Source organism: Acinetobacter sp. 2JN-4 (assembly GCF_003687745.1).
In the GTDB taxonomy this organism is placed as follows: domain Bacteria; phylum Pseudomonadota; class Gammaproteobacteria; order Pseudomonadales; family Moraxellaceae; genus Acinetobacter; species Acinetobacter halotolerans.
In genome coordinates this window covers 56028-79084 of record NZ_RDNY01000008.1, presented here as the reverse complement: position 1 = coordinate 79084, position 23057 = coordinate 56028, and the positions used below count along the sequence as shown (strand labels likewise).

Here is a 23057-nt window from a genome sequence, read left to right as displayed (position 1 = left end):
CGGACTTTATCAGGTATATCATGACCGAATCTTTTGCAGCCCTCTTTGAAGAAAGTGAATTAAACCTCAACGTTGAAAAGGGTGCAGTCATCCAAGGTACTGTTGTTAGTATCGATTCTGACTGGGTTACTGTTGACACTGGCCTTAAATCTGAAGGCGTTGTTGATCGTGCTGAATTTTTAAATGAACAACGTGAACTTGAAGTTCAAGTTGGTGATACTGTTGACGTAGTGGTTGAAGCACTTGACAACGGTATGGGTCAAACAGTTTTATCACGTGAAAAAGCAAAACGTGCTGAAACTTGGACTAAGCTTGAGAAAATCTTTGAAGACGGCGAAATCGTTACTGGTGTTATCTCTGGTAAGGTTAAAGGCGGTTTCACTGTTGACATCGGTCCTGTTCGTGCATTCTTACCAGGTTCTTTAGTTGACACGCGTCCTATCCGTGACACTACTCACCTTGAAGGTAAAGAGTTAGAGTTTAAAGTAATCAAACTTGATGCGAAACGTAACAACGTTGTTGTATCTCGTCGTGCAGTTATGGAAGCTGAATCTTCAGCTGACCGTGAAGCATTACTTGCTCAACTTGAAGAAGGCCAAACAGTTACAGGTACTATTAAGAACCTTACTGATTACGGTGCATTCGTTGATCTTGGTGGTATTGATGGTCTTCTTCATATCACAGATATGGCTTGGAAACGCATCAAACATCCTTCAGAAGTTGTTGAAGTTGGTCAAGAAGTTACAGTTAAAGTACTTAAGTTTGACCGTGAGCGTAACCGCGTATCTTTAGGTCTTAAGCAATTAGGCGAAGATCCATGGTTAGCGATCATGAACCGTTATCCTAAAGGTTCTATCGTTAAAGCACGTGTGACTAACTTAACTGATTACGGTTGTTTTGCTGAAATCGCTGAAGGCGTTGAAGGCTTAGTACACGTTTCAGAAATGGACCACACTAACAAAAACATCCACCCATCTAAAGTTGTTCAGATCGGTGATGAAGTTGATGTTATGGTTCTTGAAGTTGATGAAGAACGTCGTCGTATTTCATTGGGTATCAAACAAACTCGTGCTAACCCATGGGAAGAGTTTGCTAAAGCAAATGAAAAAGGCGAAAAAGTTTCTGGTACGATTAAGTCAATCACTGATTTCGGTATCTTCATCGGTTTATCTGGTGGAATCGACGGTTTAGTACACTTGTCTGATATTTCTTGGAACGAACAAGGCGAAGAAGCGATTCGTCGTTACAAGAAAGGCGACACAGTTGAAGCAGTTATCTTATCTGTAGATGCTGAAGGTAACCGTATCAGCCTTGGTATCAAGCAATTAAACAGCGATCCATTCAATGACTTCTTAGCTGCGAATGAACGTGGTGCTTTAGTTAAAGGTACTGTAACTGCAGTTGATGCTAAAGGCGCAACAGTTAAACTTGCTGATGACATCGAAGCAACGCTTAAAGCATCTGAAATCAACCGCGATCGCGTTGAAGATGCGACTAAGTTCCTAGAAGTTGGTCAAGAAGTTGAAGCGAAGATCATCAACGTTGATCGTAAGTCTCGCTCTATCAACTTGTCTATCAAAGCGAAAGACGAAGCTGAAGAGAAAGAAGCTGTGAACACTGTTCGTCAAGCTGCTGCAACTCAAACTGCAGAAAGCAATGGTCCTAAAACCATTGGTGACTTAATTAAAGCTCAAATGAAGTAATTTGTTAAAAGGTACGTTTCTTGTAACAGATACGTACTTTTTTATACAAAAATACTGTAAACGGTAGCGTAGTATTGATGTACTACGCTACCGTTTTGTATTTAAACAGGTTATTATTAAAAAACTGAGAAGTAGCAATAATTAAAGAGGTCATCAATGACTACTGAAGCACTTAATAAATCTGATTTAATTGAACGGATTGCACTTAAAAACCCACACTTGGCTGAACCATTAGTGGAAGATGCTGTAAAGATTATGATCGATCAAATGATTGAAGCACTTTCAACTGGTGATCGTATCGAGATTCGTGGTTTTGGTAGCTTTGCTTTACATCACCGTGAGCCACGTTTAGGTCGGAATCCTAAAACTGGTAAATCTGTTGATGTTGCGGCAAAAGCTGTTCCTCATTTTAAACCAGGTAAAGCACTTCGTGATGCAGTAAACGAAACCGCTGATTAAGAGTTGAGGTGTTTATGCGTTATGTATTAATTGCATTGCTCGTTGTTATTTTTGGCTATTCGCTTGCTTTAGTGCTTCAAAACCCAACAGAGCTGCCAGTAGATTTATTATTTACTCAAGTTCCTGCCATGCGTTTAGGTCTTTTGCTTTTATTGACTTTAGCATTGGGTGTTGTGGTTGGATTATTGCTGGGCGTACAGGTTTTTCGCGTTTTTCAAACGAGTTGGGAAATCAAGCGATTACGTAAAGATATTGACCATCTTCGCAAAGAGCAAATTCAACTTGCTCAGCAAGCTGCAGCAGAAGTTGCAGCCAGTGTGAGACATGAGAAAACGGTGATGGATATTAATTCAGAAAGCCAACCTCGTAATCCACTATAATTTAAGATATTTCAAGTGCTTTAAAATCTAACGATTTTACAGCTAAAAAATAGCTCTTTATTTGATTAAAGAGCTATTTTTTTATTTTAAGGAAAGCCTAGATATCTTAAGATCGCAGTAATCATCATTGCCACTAAAATAACGATAATAAGGGAGTATTTTTTCCAAGCAAAAATAATAGCAACGGAAACACCGATAATTTTACTAATGCCACTAAAGTGACCTTCGGTGAAAAGCGTATTGAATACAGCTAATGTAAAGAGCAGTACACAAGCCGAGTCAGATAGGAGTTGTCTATGATGTTCTCTGATTGTCATACGATTGGCTAAATAAAAGCCTGAGTAACGAATCAGATATGTACCCAAAGCCAGAATAACGATTCCAACAAAGATATAACTTTGACTGTCTTTCATTTTGACTTAATCCCCAAAAGTAAACCAAACATTGATATTAAAACGGGCAAACCTGTAGGGAGTATAGGGATTGAGGCTAAAGATAGTGTCGTGCCGACGAATACTCTATTTCGAGTTGTTTTGTTTCTTAATAGTGGCAAAATTAGTGCGAAAAGAATTGCTGGAAATGCAGCATCAATGCCAAATACATAAATATCTGGAATGCTCTTACTTAATAGATAACCGATCAAAACACCGATTGGCCAAAGAAGACTAATCCCTAAGCCACACATCCAATATGCCCACTTTTTTAACTGTGGCGATTGTTGACTTAAGCCAAACATGACACTTTCATCATTCATGATATGGCAAGCAATAAACCTAGACCTATTTTTCTCAATAAATGTTGCGACTGAAAGTCCAAATGGCAAATGGCGCAAATTGATTAATATGCCAGTCAGTGCTGCAAAAATTGGGTTTGCACCAGTTGCAATCATCCCAATGAAAGTGAATTCGGCTGCCCCAGCAAGTACGGTAATGGATAGGAGTAAAGGTATCCAAATCGGTAGATTGAAGCTAGCTGCAACTGAACCGAGTGAAATACCAACAATACCCGTTGCAATAGATATAAGTATTATGGCTTTGATTAGATTATATCGGTCTTTATCTTGCATTATGTTTTCTATATAAAACGAACGTACGATATAATAGAATAATATTTATATGTTCGTCAAAGCGAACGTTCGTTCTTTATGGTGTTTTATGGCGTTACCAATAGAAATTGTTGCAAAAGGTTTACAAAGAGAAAGACAAAAGGCTGGAATATCTTTGGCTGAACTTGCTCGTCGAGCAGGTATTGCTAAATCGACCTTGTCTCAGCTAGAGTCGGCTCAAGGCAATCCTAGTCTCGAAACTTTATGGGCTTTATGTGTTGCTTTAGAAATTCCATTCGCGAAGTTAATGGAAACAAATATTGCTCAGACACAAGTCATTCGTTTTGGAGAAGGACCATCTGTTTCTTCGGAGATTGCACATTATCAAGCAATTTTATTGGCAACCTGTCCAACAGGAGCTAGACGAGATGTGTATATTTTGACAACGCAACCTGGCGCACCTCGTTGTAGTCAACCGCATTCGATAGGCAGTATTGAACATATTATTATCATGAAAGGTAGAGCAAGGGTTGGATTGATTTCTGATTCTGTGTTGTTAGGTGAAGGGGATTATATTTGTTATCCTGCTGACCAAGAACATATTTTCGAAGCATTGGAACAAGATACCAGAGCAATATTAATTTCTGAGCAAAGATAGCTGAAAGGTATCGTGGTGAGAAAGCTTTTTTCATTATGGATGCTTTCTTACTTTGTTCATTTTATTAATCATCTTATAATGAACTGATTTTTATGTGATGGAACTAGATTTGTGAGTATTATTGTTGCCTTAGACGCAAAAAGCCAATTTGACGCCCTAACTATTGTAGATCAGCTTGATCCGTCACTTTGTCGTGTAAAAGTGGGCAAAGAGCTTTTTACTCGTGAAGGTCCATCTATTGTTAAAAACCTACAAGATAAAGGGTTTGACGTTTTCCTTGATCTAAAATTTCATGATATTCCAAATACAACTGCGCAAGCTGTTTGTGCAGCTGCAGATTTAGGTGTCTGGATGGTCAATGTCCATGCATCTGGTGGCCGTAAGATGATGGAAACTTGTGTAGAGCGATTGCAGGCGGGAAATTATCAAACTCAATTGATTGCGGTGACTGTTTTAACCTCGATGGGACGTGAAGATTTACGTGATATTGGTTTGGATATTGAACCTGTTGAGCAGGTACAGCGCTTAGCAAAACTTACACAAGAGAGTGGTTTGAATGGAGTGGTGTGTTCTGCCCAAGAAGCCAAAATCTTACGTGAAATGCTTGGTCAAGATTTTGCACTGGTAACCCCAGGTATTCGTCCTGAAGGCTCAAATGCCGATGACCAAAAACGTATCGTGACACCAAATCAAGCGATGCAAGATGGTTCTACACATTTAGTGATTGGTCGTCCAATCACTAAAGCAGACAATCCAACCGAAATGTTAAAGTCGATTTTAGCTTCGATTTAAATCTACTCATGGATAGGTGAACTATGTTCGCCTATGGTGTGATCGACGAATTAGCAAACTGAATAGCCATTATAATTTCAGATTTAAAAACAAGCTGATTAATAGTGGCGCAAGTAACGAGAGAATTAATCCACTCATCATTGCATGTGGTATGTAATGCGTACCACATGATTGTTTGACCATGGCGAGTGTGACATCCATCGAGGTTGCGCCAGCACTTGAAATTGCCGATCGTGGAAAACGCCAACCCAGACAATACATCAATATAATCGCAAAAATTTCTCTGAACAGATCAGTTAATAAGGCAATCCCACCGAGTTTGGCTGAGTGTAGTTCTGTGAATAAAATCCCAGACATTGAATACCAACCATAGCCTTGGGCCAAAGCCATCACTTCATTCAAGCTATAGTCATTGGATAAAATAAAATAGTTGAAAATAGAGGCTAAACACGAGCCAATAATGGCAGCAATAGGAACAAGTAAAATTTTCCAACTCAACCAACTGCGATCAAATTGTGTAAAGGCGAGCTCAATACCGATCAAGCAGATAAATATCAGTAATAAATACCAACTATTAAATGTGATTTGTAGATTAGAGATATTTACAAGTGTGCCAAGCAGAATTCCGACACCCAATGCTAAAAATGCTTTAGCAATATTTTTCAATGCATTGATGAATAGATGTAATGAAATTCTTCCTTGTACGCTTTGGCGATCAATGATTTTGTAGGTAATCAAACAAATGAAAAATGAGCCGATCGAGGTGGTAAATGCGATTAATACTGCAGGTGGTAAAATTGCAATAGGATTTGGAATGTGGTTCAACGCTTGGCTGAGTTCAAATGCAACACTAATTAATAGAATATAAGAAAAATAAGGAAGGATTTGAAAAACAAATCGCTTAATTTTTTGTGATAAGTGGGGAGCTAAGAAATAGCCTAAGCTTATTGCAATAAAAATTTGGAAAATAAGGACGACAGATTGCATAAAAAAAGCAGGTCACGAATAACCTGCTTATTATGAAGAATTATTGATTAGGCTGCATTGTTTTTTACATTTGCTGTAGTACTGATAAAATTATAATCAGCTACATTTACTTTACGGGTTTCTAACCAGAATCTCCAAGTATAGGTTGGCCATAAAGAGAAGTTTTTACCATCAGCTGCTTGGTACCAACTACTACAACCACCAGCTTGCCAGACCGTACCTTTAAGTTGTTCTTGGACACGTTCGTTAAATTGATCCTGTACGTCATGTTTGACTTCAATTGCTTGAGTACCTGTTTTATCTACGGTTTGGATCAACTGAAGAATGTAATTCACTTGTGATTCGATCATGAAAATCACAGAGTTATGCCCAAGAATTGTGTTCGGACCCAATAACTGGAACAAGTTGGGGAAGTTTTTGGTGCTAATACCGTAGTAACTTTCTGCGCCATCTTTCCATGCTTGTTTGAGTTCAATCCCATTGCGTCCAACACAATTGAAATGCTTCAAATAGATGCGTGGATCAGTGATAAAACCTGTGCCGTAAATTAAGCAATCGATTTGACGTTCTTTACCATCTTTGGTCATTATGCCATTTTCTGTAATTTCTTGAACACCATCCGTGATTAACTCAACATTTTTACGGTTGAAGGTAGGAAAATATTTATTTGAAATCAGAATACGCTTACAACCCATCACGAAGTCAGGTGTAAGTTTCTTTGCAAGTTCTTTGTCTTTGACTTGGAAGCGAATAAAGGCTTCAGCAAGTTTTTGACCATATTTCATAATCTGAGGTTGTACAATTGGTACGACGCGAGATTCATTGGTCCAGTACAAACGACTACGGTGAATTTGACGATAGAGATTGGACGCTTTAAATAATGTTTTACTTAATTTTGAGTATTTACGTTCATCACGAGGGATGACCCAAGCTGCAGTACGTTGAAGAACATAAAGTTGCTTAACTTCCGGTGCGATTTCAGGAATATATTGAATTGCACTGCCACCTGTACCAATTGAGGCAACGGATTTACCGCTTAGATCGTAATTGTGATCCCATTGAGAAGAGTGGAAAACCTTACCTTTAAATTTTTCTATGCCTTTGAGATGTGGAACTTGAGGGACATGGAGTGGACCTGAAGCAAAGATAACAAACTGTGCTTCAAGCGTAGGTTGGTCTTTAAATTCTACCGTCCAAATATTACGATCTTCATCAAACTCGGCATGTGTGACTTCATGATTGAATTTACAATAATCTTTCAGTGTGTATTGTTCAGTAATATCTTGAATATAATCAAAGATTTCATCTGCCTCGGCATAGCGCTTCGACCAGTCTGTTTTGGGTGCAAATGACAGGGAATACATGTGTGATTGCACATCGCAAGCAGCGCCAGGATATTGATTTTCACGCCATGTACCGCCAACATCATTGGTTTTTTCTAAGATTACAAAATCCTTGATTTGGCTTTGTAATAGTCGAATTGCCATTGCTAAGCCACCAAAACCTGCACCAATAATTGCAACTTTAGTTTTTTGAATTGCATTCTGGTTTACATTACGCATAGTCCACGCCCTATACCACTAAATTTTGTGCCAGTTTAAAGGTTTTGGCGAGATTAAATATGATTGTATAGACGTAAAACTTGATCATTTCGGCAATTCATTTATATATGTTTTTATAGTAAAACATTAAAGTTTTGAGAATTGTATTCAGAATTATGAAGAGATCTATCCTCGGATTGATGTATTTGATTCAAGGCATGCGTCATGTTGGTATTGATGTGGATGCACGTTTAGCAAATATGGGAATACAGGCTGATGCTTTAGATCCAAGTTCAATTATACCTGATGCAATTGAATGGGATATTTTGCAACATATTAGTCAGGATATTGCGCCAGAACAAGGTCTGTTCATCGGGCAACATTATGCACTGGCTGGATACGGTCCTTTTCTCATGTTGATCGTTACCAGTGAAACTTTACATCATGCCTTGTTGAATGGTGTGCGTTTCCAACAGTTAACTCATTTATTTGGTTCTTTACAGCTCGAAATTGACAATAAAGCGATTCATTTATTTTATCAACCTACTGATCTAGATACCCATTTAGGGCAGTTTAGAGTGCAATGTGAAATCTCAGGAACCTATAAGTTCCTACAAGATATATTTAAGATGATGGGACTCGAAACCCCCAATATTCAGATCGAACTGCCTTTTCAAAGACCAGATGATGTGCAATTAACCGCTGCATATCAGCAATATTATGGTCAAGATGTCAAATTTGGGTGTAAGCAAGCCGTATTTATTTTAGAAAATACTCAAATTTTGGATGTTAGTGTTCCTTCGGCTGATGCACTAACTTATAGAATGTATGAAGAAAAATGCCTACGTGACATAGAACTATTAGAAAAGGTTTCTGATTCAAAAGTGACGATCGTCGAATACGTTGAGGATTATCTAGAGTTACAAAATGGAGTTATACCAACCATGACTGAAACAGCATGTGCATTGAAAATTCCAGAGCGAACTTTAAGGCATCAATTGCAGCAAATGCAGACCAGCTATAAAGAAATTCGTGAAAGACTGATAAAGCAAAAGGCAATAAAATTTATCGAAGGCAGCTCATACTCAATTGAACAAATTGCCGAAATGTTGGGTTATTCTGAGCCAGCGGCTTTCAATCATGCATTCAAAAGGTGGTTTGGACACAGTCCTCGCCAATATAATCGAAATCATTAAATGATTAAAAATGGTACATTATGATGTTTAAACGTGATGATAAATAAGCCTAAAATCTAATGTCTTTGAACTCAATGTTCGATATAATTTTCCTCAATTAAAATTGCAATAACACCTTATGTCAAATTCTAAACCAGACTCACATAGTACTGCATATATTCCAACGTCACCTGCTGAGCGTTATGCTCAAGCAATTGAGTCAGGACAATTCATGCCTGATGAAGCTCAGGCTCAGGCAGTGCAAGAGTTAGATCGAGTATGGAAAGAGTTACTCACTCGCTATAAGGCTTCAAAAAAAGCATTTCGACGTTTCCGTCGTCAAACCTACCCTAAAGGTGTTTATATGTGGGGTGGTGTTGGTCGTGGAAAAACTTGGCTCATGGATCAATTCTATGAATCAGTTCCATTCCGTCGTAAAATACGGATGCATTTCCATCACTTTATGCAACATGTACATAAAGAGTTAAATAAGCTTTCAGGACAACGCAATCCTCTAGATTCAGTCGCTGATCAGATTTATAAAAATGCTGTGGTGATATGCTTTGATGAGTTTTTTGTATCAAACGTAACTGACGCAATGATTCTGAGTGATTTATTCCAAAAATTGTTCGAGCGGGGCGTTACTTTGGTTGCAACCTCAAACATTGCGCCAGAGGGTTTATATAAAAATGGTATTCACCGTGATCGCTTCTTGCCTACGATTGAATTGGTACAGAAAAACTGTACAGTTTTGAATGTAGATGCAGGGATTGACTATCGTTTACGGGTATTAAAACAAGCACAGCTGTTTAAACACCCGCTTGGTCATGATGTACAGTCTTGGATGTCAGAGCGTTTTCATGCTTTAACACAAACTCAGGTACAGTCAAACTCTCCGATTATGATTAATAATCGAGTAGTAGAGACTTTGGGACACACTGAAGATGTTTTGTGGTGTGAGTTTTCGGAACTCTGTTTTAAACCACGTAGTCCTGCTGATTTTATTGAGATCGCCAATATTTATAATACGGTATTGGTGAGTGGTGTTCCGCATCTGACTGATTTCTTGTCAGAGGGAACACGTCGTTTCATTTATTTAGTCGACGAATTTTATGATCGTGGTGTGAAGTTATTACTGACCTCAGAAGACTCAATTATTGAGCTTTATAAAGGGGATAGATTGGCATTTGAAATTGAGCGGACACGTTCAAGATTGTTAGAAATGCAATCAGATGAGTATCTGAATTCTGAACATCGGCAAATTCAAATTGCGAAAACATCATAAAACTACAAGGCATTCTTCGGAATGTCTTTTTTTATAAATATAGATACAGAAAGCTTTATTCTTGGTTAAATTTTGCTATAACTAAGTAGGTTTTAGAATTGAGTGTGTTGCAAACTGAAACAGTAAGGACGTTATATATTTTATTTTTCAAATAAGGTGTAAATTGATATTTGTCAATACCTTCTGCTTGGAAAATGCTTACTATTTAGGAATGTGATATTACTATTCAGGCTAGTATAAATCGGTATACTAGGTTTCTTGTTATAAAAAGTTAGCACCATCAGGAAAGACAATGACTGCACGTATTCAAAAAGGCAAGCTAGCGATTGCTAAAGAACTTTACGATTTCATCGAAAATGAAGCTTTACCAGATTCTGGTTTAGACAGTGAAACTTATTGGAAAAACTTCGAGCAAGTCGTTGTCGATCTTAGCCCAAAGAACAAAGCATTATTGGCTAAGCGTGAAGAGCTCCAAGCGAAGATTGATGAATGGCATCGCAACAATAAATTTGAACTAAACGCATATAAAGCATTTTTAACTGAAATCGGTTACTTAGTGCCAGAAGTTGCAGACTTCAATGTTACAACTGAAAATGTAGATGAAGAAATTGCTCTATTAGCAGGTCCCCAATTGGTAGTACCTGTACGTAACGCACGTTATTGCTTGAACGCTGCAAATGCACGTTGGGGCTCTTTATACGATGCGCTTTATGGTACAGATGTAATTTCTGAAGAAGGCGGTGCGGAAAAAGGTAAGGGTTATAATCCAGTTCGTGGCGATAAGGTAATTGCATTTGCTAAGGACTTCTTGAATCAAACTTTCCCGTTGGCACAAGGTTCACATGCGGATGCGACCAAATATGCGATTGATCACAATCGTTTAGTCGTAACTTTGAAAGATGGTTCTACAACATCTTTAGAGCATGAGTCTCAGTTTGTTGGTTTTAATGGTGATGCTGCCAATCCAACAGAAATCGTTTTATTAAATAATGGCTTACACGTTATCATTGATATCGATGCAAATAGTCCAGTCGGTAAAACAGACGCTGCTGGTGTTAAGGATTTAACACTTGAAGCTGCAATTACAACGATTCAAGATTTAGAAGATTCTGTTGCAGCCGTTGATGCAGAAGAGAAAGTTGAAGGCTACCGTAACTGGTTAGGTTTGATGAAAGGTGATCTGCAAGAATCAATCGAGAAAAATGGCAAAACCGTTACTCGTACGCTGAACAAAGATCGTACCGTTCAAAACTTAATTGGTGGCACCACAACATTACATGGTCGTTCACTGATGCTACTTCGTAACGTTGGTCACTTGATGACAAACCCTGCGATCTTAGTTGAAGGTAAAGAAGTTTTTGAAGGCATTATGGATGCTTTGGTGACGCCATTACTTTCAATTGCAGATATTCGTGGCCAAAATGAGAATAAAAACTCTCGTAAAGGTTCGATGTATATCGTTAAACCAAAAATGCATGGTCCAGAAGAAGTGGCATTTGCAGTTGAGTTATTTGAGCGTGCAGAACAAGCGCTTGGCTTACCAGCAAAAACACTCAAAATCGGAATCATGGACGAAGAGCGTCGTACCTCTGTAAACTTGAAAAACTGTATTGCTGCTGCTAAAGACCGTACAATCTTCATTAATACTGGTTTTATGGACCGTACAGGTGATGAAATTCACACCTCTATGGAAGCTGCGCCAATGGTACGTAAAGAAGCTGTTAAAACACAAAAATGGATTGCATCTTACGAAAACCGTAACGTAGCAATTGGTTTGGCGTGTGGTTTACAAGGAAAAGCACAAATTGGTAAAGGCATGTGGCCAAAACCAGACAGCATGAAAGACATGTTAGCAACTAAGACTGCACATCCAAATGCTGGTGCGACTTGTGCATGGGTTCCTTCTCCAACAGGTGCTGTTTTGCATGCAATGCATTACCATCAAATCAATGTGAAAGCACGTCAAGATGAGTTAGCTGCTGAAAACATGTTGTCTTTAGATGACTTGTTAACACCTCCTTTCGCGCCTGAAACAAATTGGACGGCTGAAGAACTGAACAATGAACTTGAAAATAACTGTCAGGGTATTTTAGGTTATGTTGTTCGTTGGGTTGATCTTGGTGTTGGCTGTTCTAAAGTTCCAGATATCAACAACGTTGGTTTAATGGAAGACCGTGCAACATTACGTATTTCTTCTCAGCACGTTGCAAACTGGTTGCGTCACGGTATTGTAACGCGCACTCAAGTTGAAGACGTACTAAAACGTATGGCGGTTATTGTTGATCAACAAAATGCGAATGATGCGCTTTATACGCCGATGGCACCAAATTTTGATGGTGTTGCTTTCCAAGCGGCTTCAGACTTGATCTTTAAAGGTGCAGAGCAACCTTCAGGTTACACAGAGCCATTGTTACACGCTGCGCGTTTAAAATTAAAAGGTTATACAGGCGATTAATCTCATCTAATCCAAAGAGCCTCTACGGAGGCTCTTTTTTATGCATATTAATTTGTATCGATAAATATCAGGTTAATAAAAAGTACAAACAAAAGTGGTTGGTGAGATATTTTATGTTAAGCAATTGTTAAAAATACGAAACATCATACAAATAAAATATTTGCTATAATTTATTTTAATTTGATCATTCAGTCGAATCGTAACGATGTCACATATTTTAAAATTAGATGCTTTAAAACAAGCGCAAGTTTCTACTTCACCTTACCCATACTTTGTTGTGGAAAATTCGATAGTAGACGCTGAAGTGAAAGCTGTTATTCAAGATTTTCCAAAGATTGAACAAGGTGGTAGTTACAACATAGAAGATGTAGAAATTAAACCCAATTTTGATCGTTTTTTGAAATCTTTAGATAGTAAAGCGTTCCGTCAAATCCTGACTGAAAAATTTGATGTGGATGTGATGGAGCATCCAATGATGATCACTTTACGCGGTTATTCTCGTCAAAAAGATGGGCGTATTCATTCTGATTCGAAGACCAAGTTATTGACTATTTTGATTTATTTAAATGAATCGTGGGATGCACCTACGGGTCGTCTTCGTATTTTAAATGATGAAAAGAATATGGACGATTATGTTGAAGAGATTAATGCGGGTCCAGGCACATTGGTTGCTTTTAAAGTGACTGATAACGGTTGGCACGGTTATGTTCCTTATGAAGGGCAACGACAATCCATTCAGATCAATTTTTTAACCAGCGACGAAGCCAATGCCAAACATCGTTTTGTACATGGTTTAAGTGCGAAATTGAAAAAGTTATTTAAATAAGGTTTGAACAAAGTGAGGAGGTGAATAGACCTCCTTTTTAATATCTTATTTTTGAGCGTTGTATGATTAAGTGATCTTATGTGTGCTAATTATAAACCTTTGACTATTGAACAAGCGAAGCAACTTGAACTTCCGCTTATTCCTTTTGAGTATGCGGATGAAGTCTATCCAAGTTATAAGACTCCTTTATTGTTTAAATCGGAACAAGGTTTGGAGTGGCGTGAGGTGTTATTTGGGTTAGTGCCTAAATGGTCTGAAGATACCAATATCACGAAGCATACTTATAATGCGCGGCACGAAACAATTTTTCAGAAGCCAAGCTTTCAAGAAGCCGCATCTAAGTGTAAGTTTGGTGTTATCCCTGTCTCAGAGTTTTATGAAAGTAAATATATTGATCATAAGCCGCAAAGATGGGGAGTTCGCCGTAAAGATGGCAAAGGTTTTTTTATTGCGGCACTTTATGAGATTCGAAAATTAAATGATCAGATTATTCGTTCTGCAACCATGTTGACCATGAATGCAATTGACCATCCAATGATGAAAGATTTTCATGAGCCAGGTGATGTAAAACGATCAGTTGTGGTTATTCCTCATGATCGTTTAGATGAATGGCTAAGTTTAAAACAACCGAATCAACTCTTCGATTTTATGCAAGGTTTCCCTGTAGAAGAATTTGAATGTTCATATGTGCCTAAGGCAATGATAGAAAAAATCACACCACAGTTAAATATGTTCGATGCATTCTAGAGTTCTATAATCCAAATAAAAAAGGCTTCTAATCGAAGCCTTCCTCGCTAAGCAAAAATCAACGCGCAAGATTTTTAAACATAAGCTTTAAAATTTCCATGGTTTTTTCAATTTGAAGGGGCGTTAAGCCATCAAAAGATTGTTCCAAAATAACAGAAGTTAGATCATTTATTTTGATGACCATTTCTTTGCCTTTATCGGTTAGATAAACGCGGGTAATACGGCCATCATCTTTACAAGAATAGGTTTCGATATAACCTTCATCTTTCAAGCGATAAACAATCTTGGTTGTAGTAGACATTTTTGAAATCACCATGTCCGAAAGTTCGGACACGCTTGCATGAGGTTTAACTTCTAATGCAATTAAAATACGACGACGAGAGTTGTCTAAACCATATTTCTTGAGTACGTTGTCAATATTTTGAACGTACTGAGAATTTACTTGAGAAATCCAATAGTATGGAAAATCTTCTAGTTTAAATGATTCGGCTGTAGGTAAAAAACGCGCATATTTCTTTGTCATTTACTTCTTTCCCATGCTTGTATATCGAGCAATATAGCGTCGCTCTTAGATTCCATGAAATGTCTACAATTTATCTGCTAAAAAAACCTTTTCTGATTTTTTTATCATTTCATTTATAGCAAATCTACCAAAGATAATTATGAAACTATCTTTATAAATGATTAAGGGAATTATCACAAAATTCACATAAATTTGTAATGAATAATGTATTTCCTGAATCATTTTATTTCAGTGATATTCCTACAATTTTACATTTCTGCTCATTTGTAGAGTAATCGTATTGTAGGAAAAAAATACGCTTTTTGACGTGACTTTTTTATAAAAAATTCTGTCTAAAATGTCATAAAAATACAAAATCATTATATTTATAAAATAAATAATCGTTAAATATATAAAAAATACATGTGTTTGTTTTAATCATTTGGTTAAAATTTGATGGAAAAGAAGTGATAAGTAATGTTGAATAAATACATGCTTTATCACACTTTATAGCGAGGAGACTTAAATTTATTACTTTAGAAGTATTATTTGTTAAGATTTTCTAATTAATAATATTGTTGGATAAGAAAAATTAATTGATAACACAAGAAATAAAAAGTCATACCTAGCAAATCGCAACCATCAAAACATAATAAAAAAAACGCATCTAAACTGGATTACGCGTTTAGATGCGGAAAGTGTGAATCTAAAAGAGGAGATAGATAGAGAAGATTAGACTGTTAATTCATTTTCAATAATAGGCCATAACTTCTGATGTGATTTTTTAAACATTAACATATGCCCAATCTGCTTATAGCCATGTTGTTGAGGTTTTAGCTCAATTAATTTGGTCTTGGCATTTGGATATAAACCTAAGAGCTCTTTGACGTTTGCTTGAGTAGCGATCTCATCATCAGTAGCCCAAAATGAAGTAATAGGGCATTGAATTTCCTGATGATAATCTTCAAATATGGTTTTACCTACAGCGTTCATGACATAACCCGGTTTACTGCAAAATTCCGCCCATTGCTTCGCTACATTTTTGGGTAAATTTTCGCCCATTCCGATAAATTGTGTTGCACCATAACCTTTGATAAAGCTAGAGACTGGAAAAATTATATTAAACATAATGGGTGCTAAAAATTTGGTCTTGCCTTTTAATCCTTTTACATGTCCAGTAGAACCTGCAATTGCGACTACTTTAGCGACTTTGTCATAGTTGGGGTTAATACCAAGTAGCTGTCCACCAGCACTGTGCCCAATGATGATTACTTTCTCAGATTGTGTTTGATGCAATAAGCTGTCAACTGCTGCGGGGATGTCTAAAATTCCCCAATCGTTAATACTGGCCGTGGAGTTTTTCAACGGCTCATGTAGTGATTCTCCGATTCCTCTAAAATCAAAACTTAGAACAGGGTAGCCTCGTTGGCTTAGCCATTCAGCGAAAGAATGATAGAACGTTTTTGTGATGCCTGTTGCGGGGCAAATCAAAATTGGATAATTTTTGCTGTCAACTTGTGTAGGATAAAATTGGGCAGCCAGTTGATAGCCATCTTTACAATTGATCCAGCATGATTCATAGGTATTCATTTGAAAATACTCTTGTAATTGCATCTTTTTACTTTACATGAGTTCTAAAAAGAAACTCGATTAAAAAATGACTACAAAGTCAATTTTTAGGTAATATAGGTGCGCATAATGAATCATATTTTTATTGGGGTGACGAGATGTATGATTTGAGTAGCGCGACACAAATTGCGATTGTGTTTAGTGGGATTTTTTTATGGGTTGGTATGCTGACTGGAGTCTGGAAGTATTATCAGATTAGAAAAACAGAACAAGCAAGAGCACATTATTATGTAGATATTGCCCATCGTAGTAGCCTACTTTATGCTGCTGCGAGTTTGATTCTTGCTGTTTTAAGTTATTTTACCGTTTTATCAGAGACTATTGCTTTGTTTTGCGTCATTGCAAATTTATTCTTTTTTGCGATGTCAATTTTGACTTATATCATTCATGGCTTTTTAAAGGATACCACCAATCAATTCAAACAACCGCATCAATTAGGGCGATGGACACTTCCTGCTTGGTCAATGAGTCTCATCATGCTGAGTTTAATTGTTGTTGAGCTAGGTGCGACAGCAGTATTGGTATTTGCAACAATTGCTAAATTTCTGAATTAAAAAAAATGGATGATCACTCATCCACTTTCCTTAAAGATTTTATCTTGCGTGCGAGGCTGAGCTGTCGGAATTTTTGATCAACGAATGCCCATACACAAAATGCCAATGAGACAATCAGTGCGTAAACAAAATATTCAGGTTTCAAGTTGCCTTTAATGGCACCCTGAAATAAGAGTGTAGCCATTAATGCAAGTGTGGTAATGGCATAAATAATTGAGTCATTGGTCTTCAGAGTGTTAATGAAGACTTGCTTGTTGAAATGTGTTGATAACATCTCCATCCCTCCTTGTTTTGATGACAAAACCATGCGATTTCGTCGGAATTGTTATTTAAGTTGTACTGCGATTTTCTCTTTATTTCAATAGGTAAATCTATAATTTTTTTGAATAAGTTTATATTGGTATTGATTGTTAAGGTTTTTTAGTATTCTTAATGTATATTGTTGGTATTTTTTGTTAAATATCAACTCCATTTTTTTACATTTTGAAAAACTTAGCAATGCTATTCATTAGTGCTAATTGGTGATTCGGGTATGAAAAATGCGATGTTTATATGGATAGCGATGTTTAGGTGAGAATAATTTGTCGTAAACAAAATACGTCCATTGGGTAAAGGAACATTTTTCGTATAGCTAAAATCATGTTTGGGTAAAACACTATCTTAACGACAAATCATTTTATCTTTTTGCAGCTAACACTCGATCAACGATCATTGCAATTACAAGAATGATTAAAGATGGAAGTAACCATGCAAGATTTTGTTCATTTAATGGTAATTGTTCAATGAAAGCAGGTAAGTGAGTACCAAAGCCTGCTGCTTTAATGGCTTCGATGATACCAAAAAGGAAAGCAACACCAGTCACTGAACCGACGACAATAGAGGGCTTATTCCAATATTTCCAAAAAAAGCTCAGCATAATCACCACAATTGCGGGTGGATAAATTGCACTCAAAACTGGAATTGAGAAGGCGATCAACTTGGTTAAGCCTAAGTTTGAAATTAATAGTGAAAACCCTGTGAGAATAAAAACCAATAATTTGTAAGGTAGACCAGTCAACTCTGTGAAGTATTCGGCACATGCGCAGGTTAAACCAATTGCTGTCACCATACAGGCAAGGAAAATCAAACCTGTGAGAAAATAAGAGCCATAATCGCCAAATGCGTGCTGTACATAGGCATGCAAGATAATTGCACCATTGTCTGCATTTGCAGCGACTTCATGGCTACCTAAACCAAGCTTAAATAAGCTGATATAAACTAGAGTAAGCCCTACACCCGCAATCAGACTTGCAATGATGGCATACTTGGTTATGAGCTTAGTGTCGGTTACACCACGAGACTGAATCGCTTGAATGATCACAATACCAAAGACTAAAGCGCCTAACGTATCCATGGTCAAGTAACCACTGACAAAACCTTCGGAAACTGGACTGGCAACGTAGTTATTGATGGGTGGTGAGATCAATCCAGTCGGTATAGCAAATGCAGCAATGCCGAGTATTGCCAACGCAATAATTTTTAATGGTGCAAGTACATGACCTACAGTATCTAAGAGTTTGTTTGGATAAAGCGAAATAGCCGTAACAAAAGCAAAGTAAATGATACTATAAATAAAAAGGCTGCCACTTGATGTTCCAAAGTAAGGCGCAAAGCCAATCTCATAGGAAACAGTAGCTGTACGTGGGGTTGCAAAAAGTGGCCCTACAGTTAAATAGCAGACGATTGTGAGCAATAAACTGGCAAAACGTCCGAGTGGTGAACTGATGGTTTCAATTGAACCTTGGGTGCGAGACAAGGCCATGATGGTAATAACAGGAAGACCAACTGCGGTGATTAAGAAGCCAAATGCAGCAAGCCACACATGTTCACCAGCTTGCTGGGCAACAATGGGAGGAAAAATAATATTACCAGCACCAATAAACAGTGCAAAGGTCATAAAACCTAAAGCAATAATATCTCCTGTACGGAGTTGGTTCATAAAAGAGGGGAGTTTAAAATAAAAGTGCGAATTTTAGAGCATAAAGGCGGTTATTTGAAACTAATTTATGTGAAAGTTGCTTTATTTTTGGCTAAAAAGACCGCATTAGAACTTTACAGTGTTATGGCTTAATTGAATTTGTTAAAAGCTAGAGCTGGTATCACGTGTGCTATCGTTTTTTCCTGTGATCATAATTGAAATTAAATGTAAAATAAAAATGCTGTTTTAGTCATAAAATGATTGAAGATTTTATGGTTGAAGCGTACAACTATCTGAAATACACAATGCAATACTTGATCTGCATTTTTCGAATTAATTTGTTTTTTATAAGGAATATCTCGGATGAGAGCTTCTACTGTGACCATTAAAACAGAACAAGATATTGAGAGATTACGTATCTCAGGTCGTTTGGCGGCACAAGTATTGGAAATGATTGGCCCTTATATAAAGGCTGGTGTTTCAACTGAATATTTAGATGATATCTGTAATGATTATATCGTCAATACATTACAAGTTATTCCTGCTAATGTTGGCTATCACGGTTTTACCAAAACCACCTGTATTTCGGTTAATGAAGAAGTGTGTCACGGAATTCCTTCTGCGAAAAGGGTTTTGCAAGATGGTGATATTCTAAATATTGATGTTGCGGTCATTAAAGATGGTTATTTTGGTGACACCAGTCGTATGTATTTTGTGGGCGAACCTGCCTCGGAAGCAAAAAAATTAGTCGAAACAACCTACGAGGCGATGCTAGCGGGTATTCATACGGTCAAGCCTGGCGCGACATTGGGTGATATTGGTCATGCAATTCAATCCGTTGCGCAACGGGAAGGCTATAGTATCGTGCGTGAATACTGTGGGCATGGGATCGGACGTGTTTACCATGAACAACCGAATATCTTGCATTATGGTCAAAAAGGTCAAGGCATGGTATTGAAAAAAGGAATGGTTTTTACCATTGAGCCGATGGTCAATGCTGGAAAGCCACAGATTAAAGAGTTAAGTGATGGCTGGACGGTGGTCACACAAGACAAATCACTATCAGCGCAATGGGAACACATGGTAGCAGTTACTGATGATGGTTTTGAGTTATTGACCCCGTGGCCGAATGGAACAGGTCATTATCCTAGTATTTAGTTATGAACATTGCGAAGTAAAGCAAAGGTTCGATATTTTAATATCGAACCTTTTTTGTTGCACACTGAGCCAGTTGCTCAACTAAATAGTCGATAAATACCCGTACTGCCGGCAATAATCCTCTACGTGAAGGATAAACGGCATGGAAAATACCATGTGGTGCAGTCCACTCAGGCAATACTTTCACCAATTGACCAGATTGAACGAAGTCTTGTGCGATGCTATCAGGTAGCAAAGCAATACCACAGTTTTGACTAGCTAATTCAGCGAGCATGAGTAAGTTTGAACCCATAATGACAGGATTAACTTTGATTTTTTTCTGTAGTTTATTTGGGTCGGTGAGTAAGAAATGTTGATCGAGATGATCTTCAGCCATACTAATAATACGATGATCGGTCAGTTGTTCTGGTGTGCTTAAATGTCCAAATTCATTTAGGTAGGCTTGGCTGGCAAAGAGGCGTTGCTCAATGGCTTCAAATTCTCGCAAAACCAAGTTCGGATCATCATCTAATTTAGAACGCACACGTAAGGCGATATCTACGCCCTCATTGATCACATCAATACGGCGATTACTAACTATCATTTGTACACGAACTTCAGGATATTTCTTTAAAAAAGCTGGAAGGATTTTTGCCATCTGATTTTGAGCAATATCCACGGGAACGCCGATTTTTATGACTCCTCGAGGTTCACTACTTAAATGATTAACCGCATCATGCGCTGCTTGAGCGGCATTCATCATCACTTGAGCATGTCGATAAACATCCATACCAATGTCGGTAACAGCAAAATGACGTGAACTGCGTTGGATTAGACGCACGCCTAATTGTTCTTCTAGGTTATAGACTCTACGGCTGAGTTTAGACTTTGGGATTTCTGTGGCACGTTCTGCAGCACTAAAGCCACCATGTTCGACAACAAGAGCAAAACAATAAAAATCATCTAAATCAGTTAACATTATTTAATTCCATTTCTGCAACATTCATTATTTTATAGATATATCGTTGCAAAAATAAGTGATGAGTAGATGTTTTTTGTGAAGCATAATTTCTTTTATAATCGTTAAAATTTTTTTGATTGATCAATATGCCTTATCAACTGATTGAAGTGTCTACTGCTACAGCAAATGTTTGCTGTCCTTATTGTGATCATGCAGTTTTAGATTGGGAGCAAGAACAGTATATTCAGCCTTGTGAACATACTTTGTTTATCGCTATGGATTTAGGTTTTGAGTATATATCTGATCGTTTTGAAGAGGCATTGCCACAGCCTGTTGAGGAAATACATGAAGATCCAAACATGAATATTTTTCTCAGTGTGACGCAAGCAGATTATGCTGCAATGCAAATCTATAAAGCTGATTTGGGTGTGGAAGGAATGTTTAGATACATTGGTTTTAATCAGAATTAAATTTAACTCAATAAAAAAGCCAATCATTTGATTGGCTTTCTTTTGTACAGCTTAGGCCTCAGGTGCCGCGCTGTGTTGTTCAACTAATGGTTTTAACTCACCATTTTGGAACATTTCAAGCATGATATCGCTACCACCAATAAGCTCGCCGTTTATCCATAATTGTGGAAAAGTAGGCCAGTTCGCAATTTGAGGTAAAGTTGCACGAATATCTTGATTTTCCAAGATATTTACATAGGCAAATGGACGACCAATTTGGCTAAGTGCTTCTACTGCACGAGCAGAAAAACCACATTGCGGGAATTGTGGAGTGCCTTTCATGTAAAGTAAAACAGGGTGTTTCGCAATTTGATCACGAATTAACGCTACTGTATCACGCGCTTGTTCCGTCATTAGATAGATCCTCAACTAAACTTTCGACATTATATACCCAAAAAAAAGGCTATGCGGGGGATTACTCAAGATTTTTCTTATATAAATGTGAGTTTGCGCTTTCAATCTACGCAAGTTTTTGCTTATATAACTTTTTTCACCACAACTAATGATAGATTGAGTTTGTTATGACTAATATTACTCTTGCGCCTGTGCAACCTGATCAACCATCACATATTATGGCAACCTATGGTCGCCAAGCGATCAGTTTTGTGCGAGGACGAGGGGCGTATTTATATACAGCAGATGGCACAGAGTATTTAGATGCTTTAACGGGTATTGCTGTATGTGGTTTAGGTCATGCACATCCTGTAATCGCAGAGGCGATTGCTGAGCAAGCAGCAACATTGGTGCATACCAGTAATCTATTTGAAATTCCTTGGCAAACAGCCGCAGCACAGAAACTTGCAGAGGTTTCTGGGATGGAGGAAATCTTTTTCTCAAATAGCGGTGCAGAATCAAATGAAGGGGCAATTAAAATTGCACGTAAATTTGGTGCACAACAAGGCATAGCCAATCCAAAAATTATTGTTGCTGAGCAATCGTTTCATGGCCGTACCTTAGCGACGCTATCTGCGACAGGAAACAAAAAAGTTCAGGAAGGCTTTGCACCGCTTGTTGAGGGTTTTGTCCGTGTTCCTTTTGGTGATATCGAGGCAATCCAAGAAGCAGCTATTCATCATCCTGAAATTGTTGCGATTTTAATTGAACCGATACAAGGTGAGGGTGGTGTGAATACTGCGCCTCAAGGTTTTAGCTATTTGGAAGAAGTTCGCGCTCTCTGTAATCAGCATAACTGGTTAATGATGCTCGATGAAATTCAAACAGGCAATGGACGTACTGGTAAATACTTTGCTTATCAACACACCAATATTATTCCTGATGTAATGACAACAGCAAAAGGTTTGGGTAATGGTTTTCCTGTTGGTGCTGTAATGACGCAGGGTAAAGCAGTTGGTATCTTGGGAGCGGGTAGCCATGGTTCCACTTATGGTGGCACTGTGCTAGGTTCTCGTGTGGTCTATACCGTAATAGATACCCTTCAACAAGAAAATGCGGTTGAAAATGCTGCAAAAGTAGGTGCGTACATTGTTGAAAAGTTGCGTGAGCAACTGGCTGAGCATCATGTTCAAGTGCGTGGTTTTGGGATGATGATTGGAATTCAATTACCAAAAGACTGTGCTGAATTGGTTGCGATTGCGCGTGATCAATATCAATTAATTATCAATGTCACAGCAGGTTCAGTGGTGCGTTTGTTGCCGCCGTTAAATATGACCAAAGAACAAGCAGATGAGTTGCTCAAGCGTCTTGTTCCTGCGATTCAAGATTTTTTAACCGCATAACGCGAACAAACAAAAATAA

The 23057-nt window shown here is 37.8% G+C and carries 24 protein-coding genes; 14 read left to right on the top strand and 10 right to left on the bottom strand.

What is annotated here, in order from left to right; all coding sequences use genetic code 11:
* The first annotated feature begins 20 nt into the window (after positions 1 to 20).
* From rpsA to EAH57_RS12065, 3 genes are all read left to right on the top strand, one after another.
* Positions 21 to 1703: a 30S ribosomal protein S1 gene (gene rpsA, locus EAH57_RS12075; RefSeq protein WP_005197163.1), complete on the top strand. Its 1683-nt coding sequence runs from the start codon at positions 21 to 23 to the stop codon at positions 1701 to 1703.
* Between the two features lie 156 nt (positions 1704 to 1859).
* Positions 1860 to 2162 carry an integration host factor subunit beta gene (locus EAH57_RS12070; RefSeq protein ID WP_004671373.1) on the top strand — a complete coding sequence of 101 codons (303 nt, stop codon included), beginning with the start codon at positions 1860 to 1862 and terminating at the stop codon, positions 2160 to 2162.
* Positions 2163 to 2176: 14 nt separating this feature from the next.
* On the top strand, positions 2177 to 2542 hold the full coding sequence (locus EAH57_RS12065; RefSeq protein ID WP_121930259.1) for a lipopolysaccharide assembly protein LapA domain-containing protein: 366 nt from the start codon (positions 2177 to 2179) through the stop codon (positions 2540 to 2542).
* An 86-nt stretch (positions 2543 to 2628) separates the two neighbouring features.
* On the opposite strand, the gene EAH57_RS12060 is transcribed toward EAH57_RS12065, so the two are convergent.
* Together EAH57_RS12060 and EAH57_RS12055 are read right to left on the bottom strand one after the other, a co-directional pair.
* The gene (locus EAH57_RS12060) at positions 2629 to 2955 is read right to left on the bottom strand and encodes an AzlD domain-containing protein (RefSeq protein WP_121930258.1); all 327 of its coding nucleotides are present in this window, start codon (positions 2953 to 2955) and stop codon (positions 2629 to 2631) included.
* Entirely contained in the window at positions 2952 to 3608 is a 657-nt protein-coding gene (locus tag EAH57_RS12055) for an AzlC family ABC transporter permease (RefSeq protein ID WP_121930257.1), read from the bottom strand. Before EAH57_RS12055 ends, EAH57_RS12060 begins: the two co-directional genes overlap by 4 nt.
* Before the next feature lie 88 nt (positions 3609 to 3696).
* On the opposite strand from EAH57_RS12055, the gene EAH57_RS12050 reads away from it, so the two are divergent.
* Both EAH57_RS12050 and pyrF read left to right on the top strand, forming a co-directional pair.
* The gene (locus tag EAH57_RS12050) at positions 3697 to 4245 is read left to right on the top strand and encodes a helix-turn-helix domain-containing protein (RefSeq protein WP_121930325.1); all 549 of its coding nucleotides are present in this window, start codon (positions 3697 to 3699) and stop codon (positions 4243 to 4245) included.
* Positions 4246 to 4356: 111 nt separating this feature from the next.
* A complete protein-coding gene (gene pyrF / locus EAH57_RS12045) occupies positions 4357 to 5037 on the top strand; it encodes an orotidine-5'-phosphate decarboxylase (protein WP_121930256.1) in 681 nt (226 codons plus the stop codon).
* Between the two features lie 69 nt (positions 5038 to 5106).
* Here pyrF and EAH57_RS12040 read toward each other — a convergent pair whose 3' ends face one another.
* Positions 5107 to 6024 carry a lysine exporter LysO family protein gene (locus EAH57_RS12040; protein WP_121930255.1) on the bottom strand — a complete coding sequence of 306 codons (918 nt, stop codon included), beginning with the start codon at positions 6022 to 6024 and terminating at the stop codon, positions 5107 to 5109.
* A 47-nt stretch (positions 6025 to 6071) separates the two neighbouring features.
* Positions 6072 to 7586 carry a flavin-containing monooxygenase gene (locus EAH57_RS12035; RefSeq protein WP_121930254.1) on the bottom strand — a complete coding sequence of 505 codons (1515 nt, stop codon included), beginning with the start codon at positions 7584 to 7586 and terminating at the stop codon, positions 6072 to 6074.
* A gap of 155 nt (positions 7587 to 7741) precedes the next feature.
* On the opposite strand from EAH57_RS12035, the gene EAH57_RS12030 reads away from it, so the two are divergent.
* From EAH57_RS12030 to EAH57_RS12010, 5 genes are all read left to right on the top strand, one after another.
* Positions 7742 to 8761: an AraC family transcriptional regulator gene (locus tag EAH57_RS12030; RefSeq protein WP_121930253.1), complete on the top strand. Its 1020-nt coding sequence runs from the start codon at positions 7742 to 7744 to the stop codon at positions 8759 to 8761.
* Positions 8762 to 8879: 118 nt separating this feature from the next.
* Positions 8880 to 10025, top strand: a complete 1146-nt coding sequence (gene zapE, locus EAH57_RS12025) for a cell division protein ZapE (protein ID WP_121930252.1) — start codon at positions 8880 to 8882, stop codon at positions 10023 to 10025.
* A gap of 292 nt (positions 10026 to 10317) precedes the next feature.
* Positions 10318 to 12480, top strand: a complete 2163-nt coding sequence (locus EAH57_RS12020) for a malate synthase G (RefSeq protein WP_121930251.1) — start codon at positions 10318 to 10320, stop codon at positions 12478 to 12480.
* 205 nt (positions 12481 to 12685) lie between these two features.
* Positions 12686 to 13306 carry a 2OG-Fe(II) oxygenase gene (locus EAH57_RS12015; RefSeq protein ID WP_121930250.1) on the top strand — a complete coding sequence of 207 codons (621 nt, stop codon included), beginning with the start codon at positions 12686 to 12688 and terminating at the stop codon, positions 13304 to 13306.
* A gap of 78 nt (positions 13307 to 13384) precedes the next feature.
* Positions 13385 to 14053, top strand: coding sequence for an SOS response-associated peptidase (locus EAH57_RS12010; RefSeq protein ID WP_121930249.1), 669 nt, complete (start codon positions 13385 to 13387; stop codon positions 14051 to 14053).
* Positions 14054 to 14111: 58 nt separating this feature from the next.
* Here EAH57_RS12010 and EAH57_RS12005 read toward each other — a convergent pair whose 3' ends face one another.
* Entirely contained in the window at positions 14112 to 14576 is a 465-nt protein-coding gene (locus EAH57_RS12005; RefSeq protein ID WP_004671360.1) for a MarR family winged helix-turn-helix transcriptional regulator, read from the bottom strand.
* A gap of 711 nt (positions 14577 to 15287) precedes the next feature.
* Positions 15288 to 16145, bottom strand: a complete 858-nt coding sequence (locus EAH57_RS12000; protein WP_171407458.1) for an alpha/beta fold hydrolase — start codon at positions 16143 to 16145, stop codon at positions 15288 to 15290.
* Positions 16146 to 16282: 137 nt separating this feature from the next.
* On the opposite strand from EAH57_RS12000, the gene EAH57_RS11995 reads away from it, so the two are divergent.
* Positions 16283 to 16738: a hypothetical protein gene (locus EAH57_RS11995; RefSeq protein WP_121930247.1), complete on the top strand. Its 456-nt coding sequence runs from the start codon at positions 16283 to 16285 to the stop codon at positions 16736 to 16738.
* A gap of 13 nt (positions 16739 to 16751) precedes the next feature.
* Here the strand turns inward: EAH57_RS11995 and EAH57_RS11990 are convergent, their stop codons facing one another.
* Complete coding sequence (locus tag EAH57_RS11990; protein ID WP_121930246.1) at positions 16752 to 17012, bottom strand: hypothetical protein; 261 nt, start codon at positions 17010 to 17012, stop codon at positions 16752 to 16754.
* Between the two features lie 402 nt (positions 17013 to 17414).
* A complete protein-coding gene (gene brnQ / locus EAH57_RS11985) occupies positions 17415 to 18716 on the bottom strand; it encodes a branched-chain amino acid transport system II carrier protein (protein WP_121930245.1) in 1302 nt (433 codons plus the stop codon).
* Between the two features lie 342 nt (positions 18717 to 19058).
* Here brnQ and map point away from each other — a divergent pair, with 342 nt between their 5' ends.
* On the top strand, positions 19059 to 19853 hold the full coding sequence (gene map / locus EAH57_RS11980) for a type I methionyl aminopeptidase (RefSeq protein ID WP_121930244.1): 795 nt from the start codon (positions 19059 to 19061) through the stop codon (positions 19851 to 19853).
* A 37-nt stretch (positions 19854 to 19890) separates the two neighbouring features.
* On the opposite strand, the gene EAH57_RS11975 is transcribed toward map, so the two are convergent.
* Positions 19891 to 20811, bottom strand: coding sequence for a LysR substrate-binding domain-containing protein (locus tag EAH57_RS11975; RefSeq protein WP_121930243.1), 921 nt, complete (start codon positions 20809 to 20811; stop codon positions 19891 to 19893).
* A gap of 128 nt (positions 20812 to 20939) precedes the next feature.
* On the opposite strand from EAH57_RS11975, the gene EAH57_RS11970 reads away from it, so the two are divergent.
* On the top strand, positions 20940 to 21263 hold the full coding sequence (locus EAH57_RS11970; RefSeq protein ID WP_121930242.1) for a hypothetical protein: 324 nt from the start codon (positions 20940 to 20942) through the stop codon (positions 21261 to 21263).
* A 51-nt stretch (positions 21264 to 21314) separates the two neighbouring features.
* Here EAH57_RS11970 and grxD read toward each other — a convergent pair whose 3' ends face one another.
* Positions 21315 to 21656, bottom strand: a complete 342-nt coding sequence (gene grxD, locus EAH57_RS11965; protein WP_004671348.1) for a Grx4 family monothiol glutaredoxin — start codon at positions 21654 to 21656, stop codon at positions 21315 to 21317.
* Between the two features lie 167 nt (positions 21657 to 21823).
* On the opposite strand from grxD, the gene EAH57_RS11960 reads away from it, so the two are divergent.
* Positions 21824 to 23038, top strand: a complete 1215-nt coding sequence (locus EAH57_RS11960) for an aspartate aminotransferase family protein (RefSeq protein ID WP_121930241.1) — start codon at positions 21824 to 21826, stop codon at positions 23036 to 23038.
* Positions 23039 to 23057: the final 19 nt, after the last annotated feature.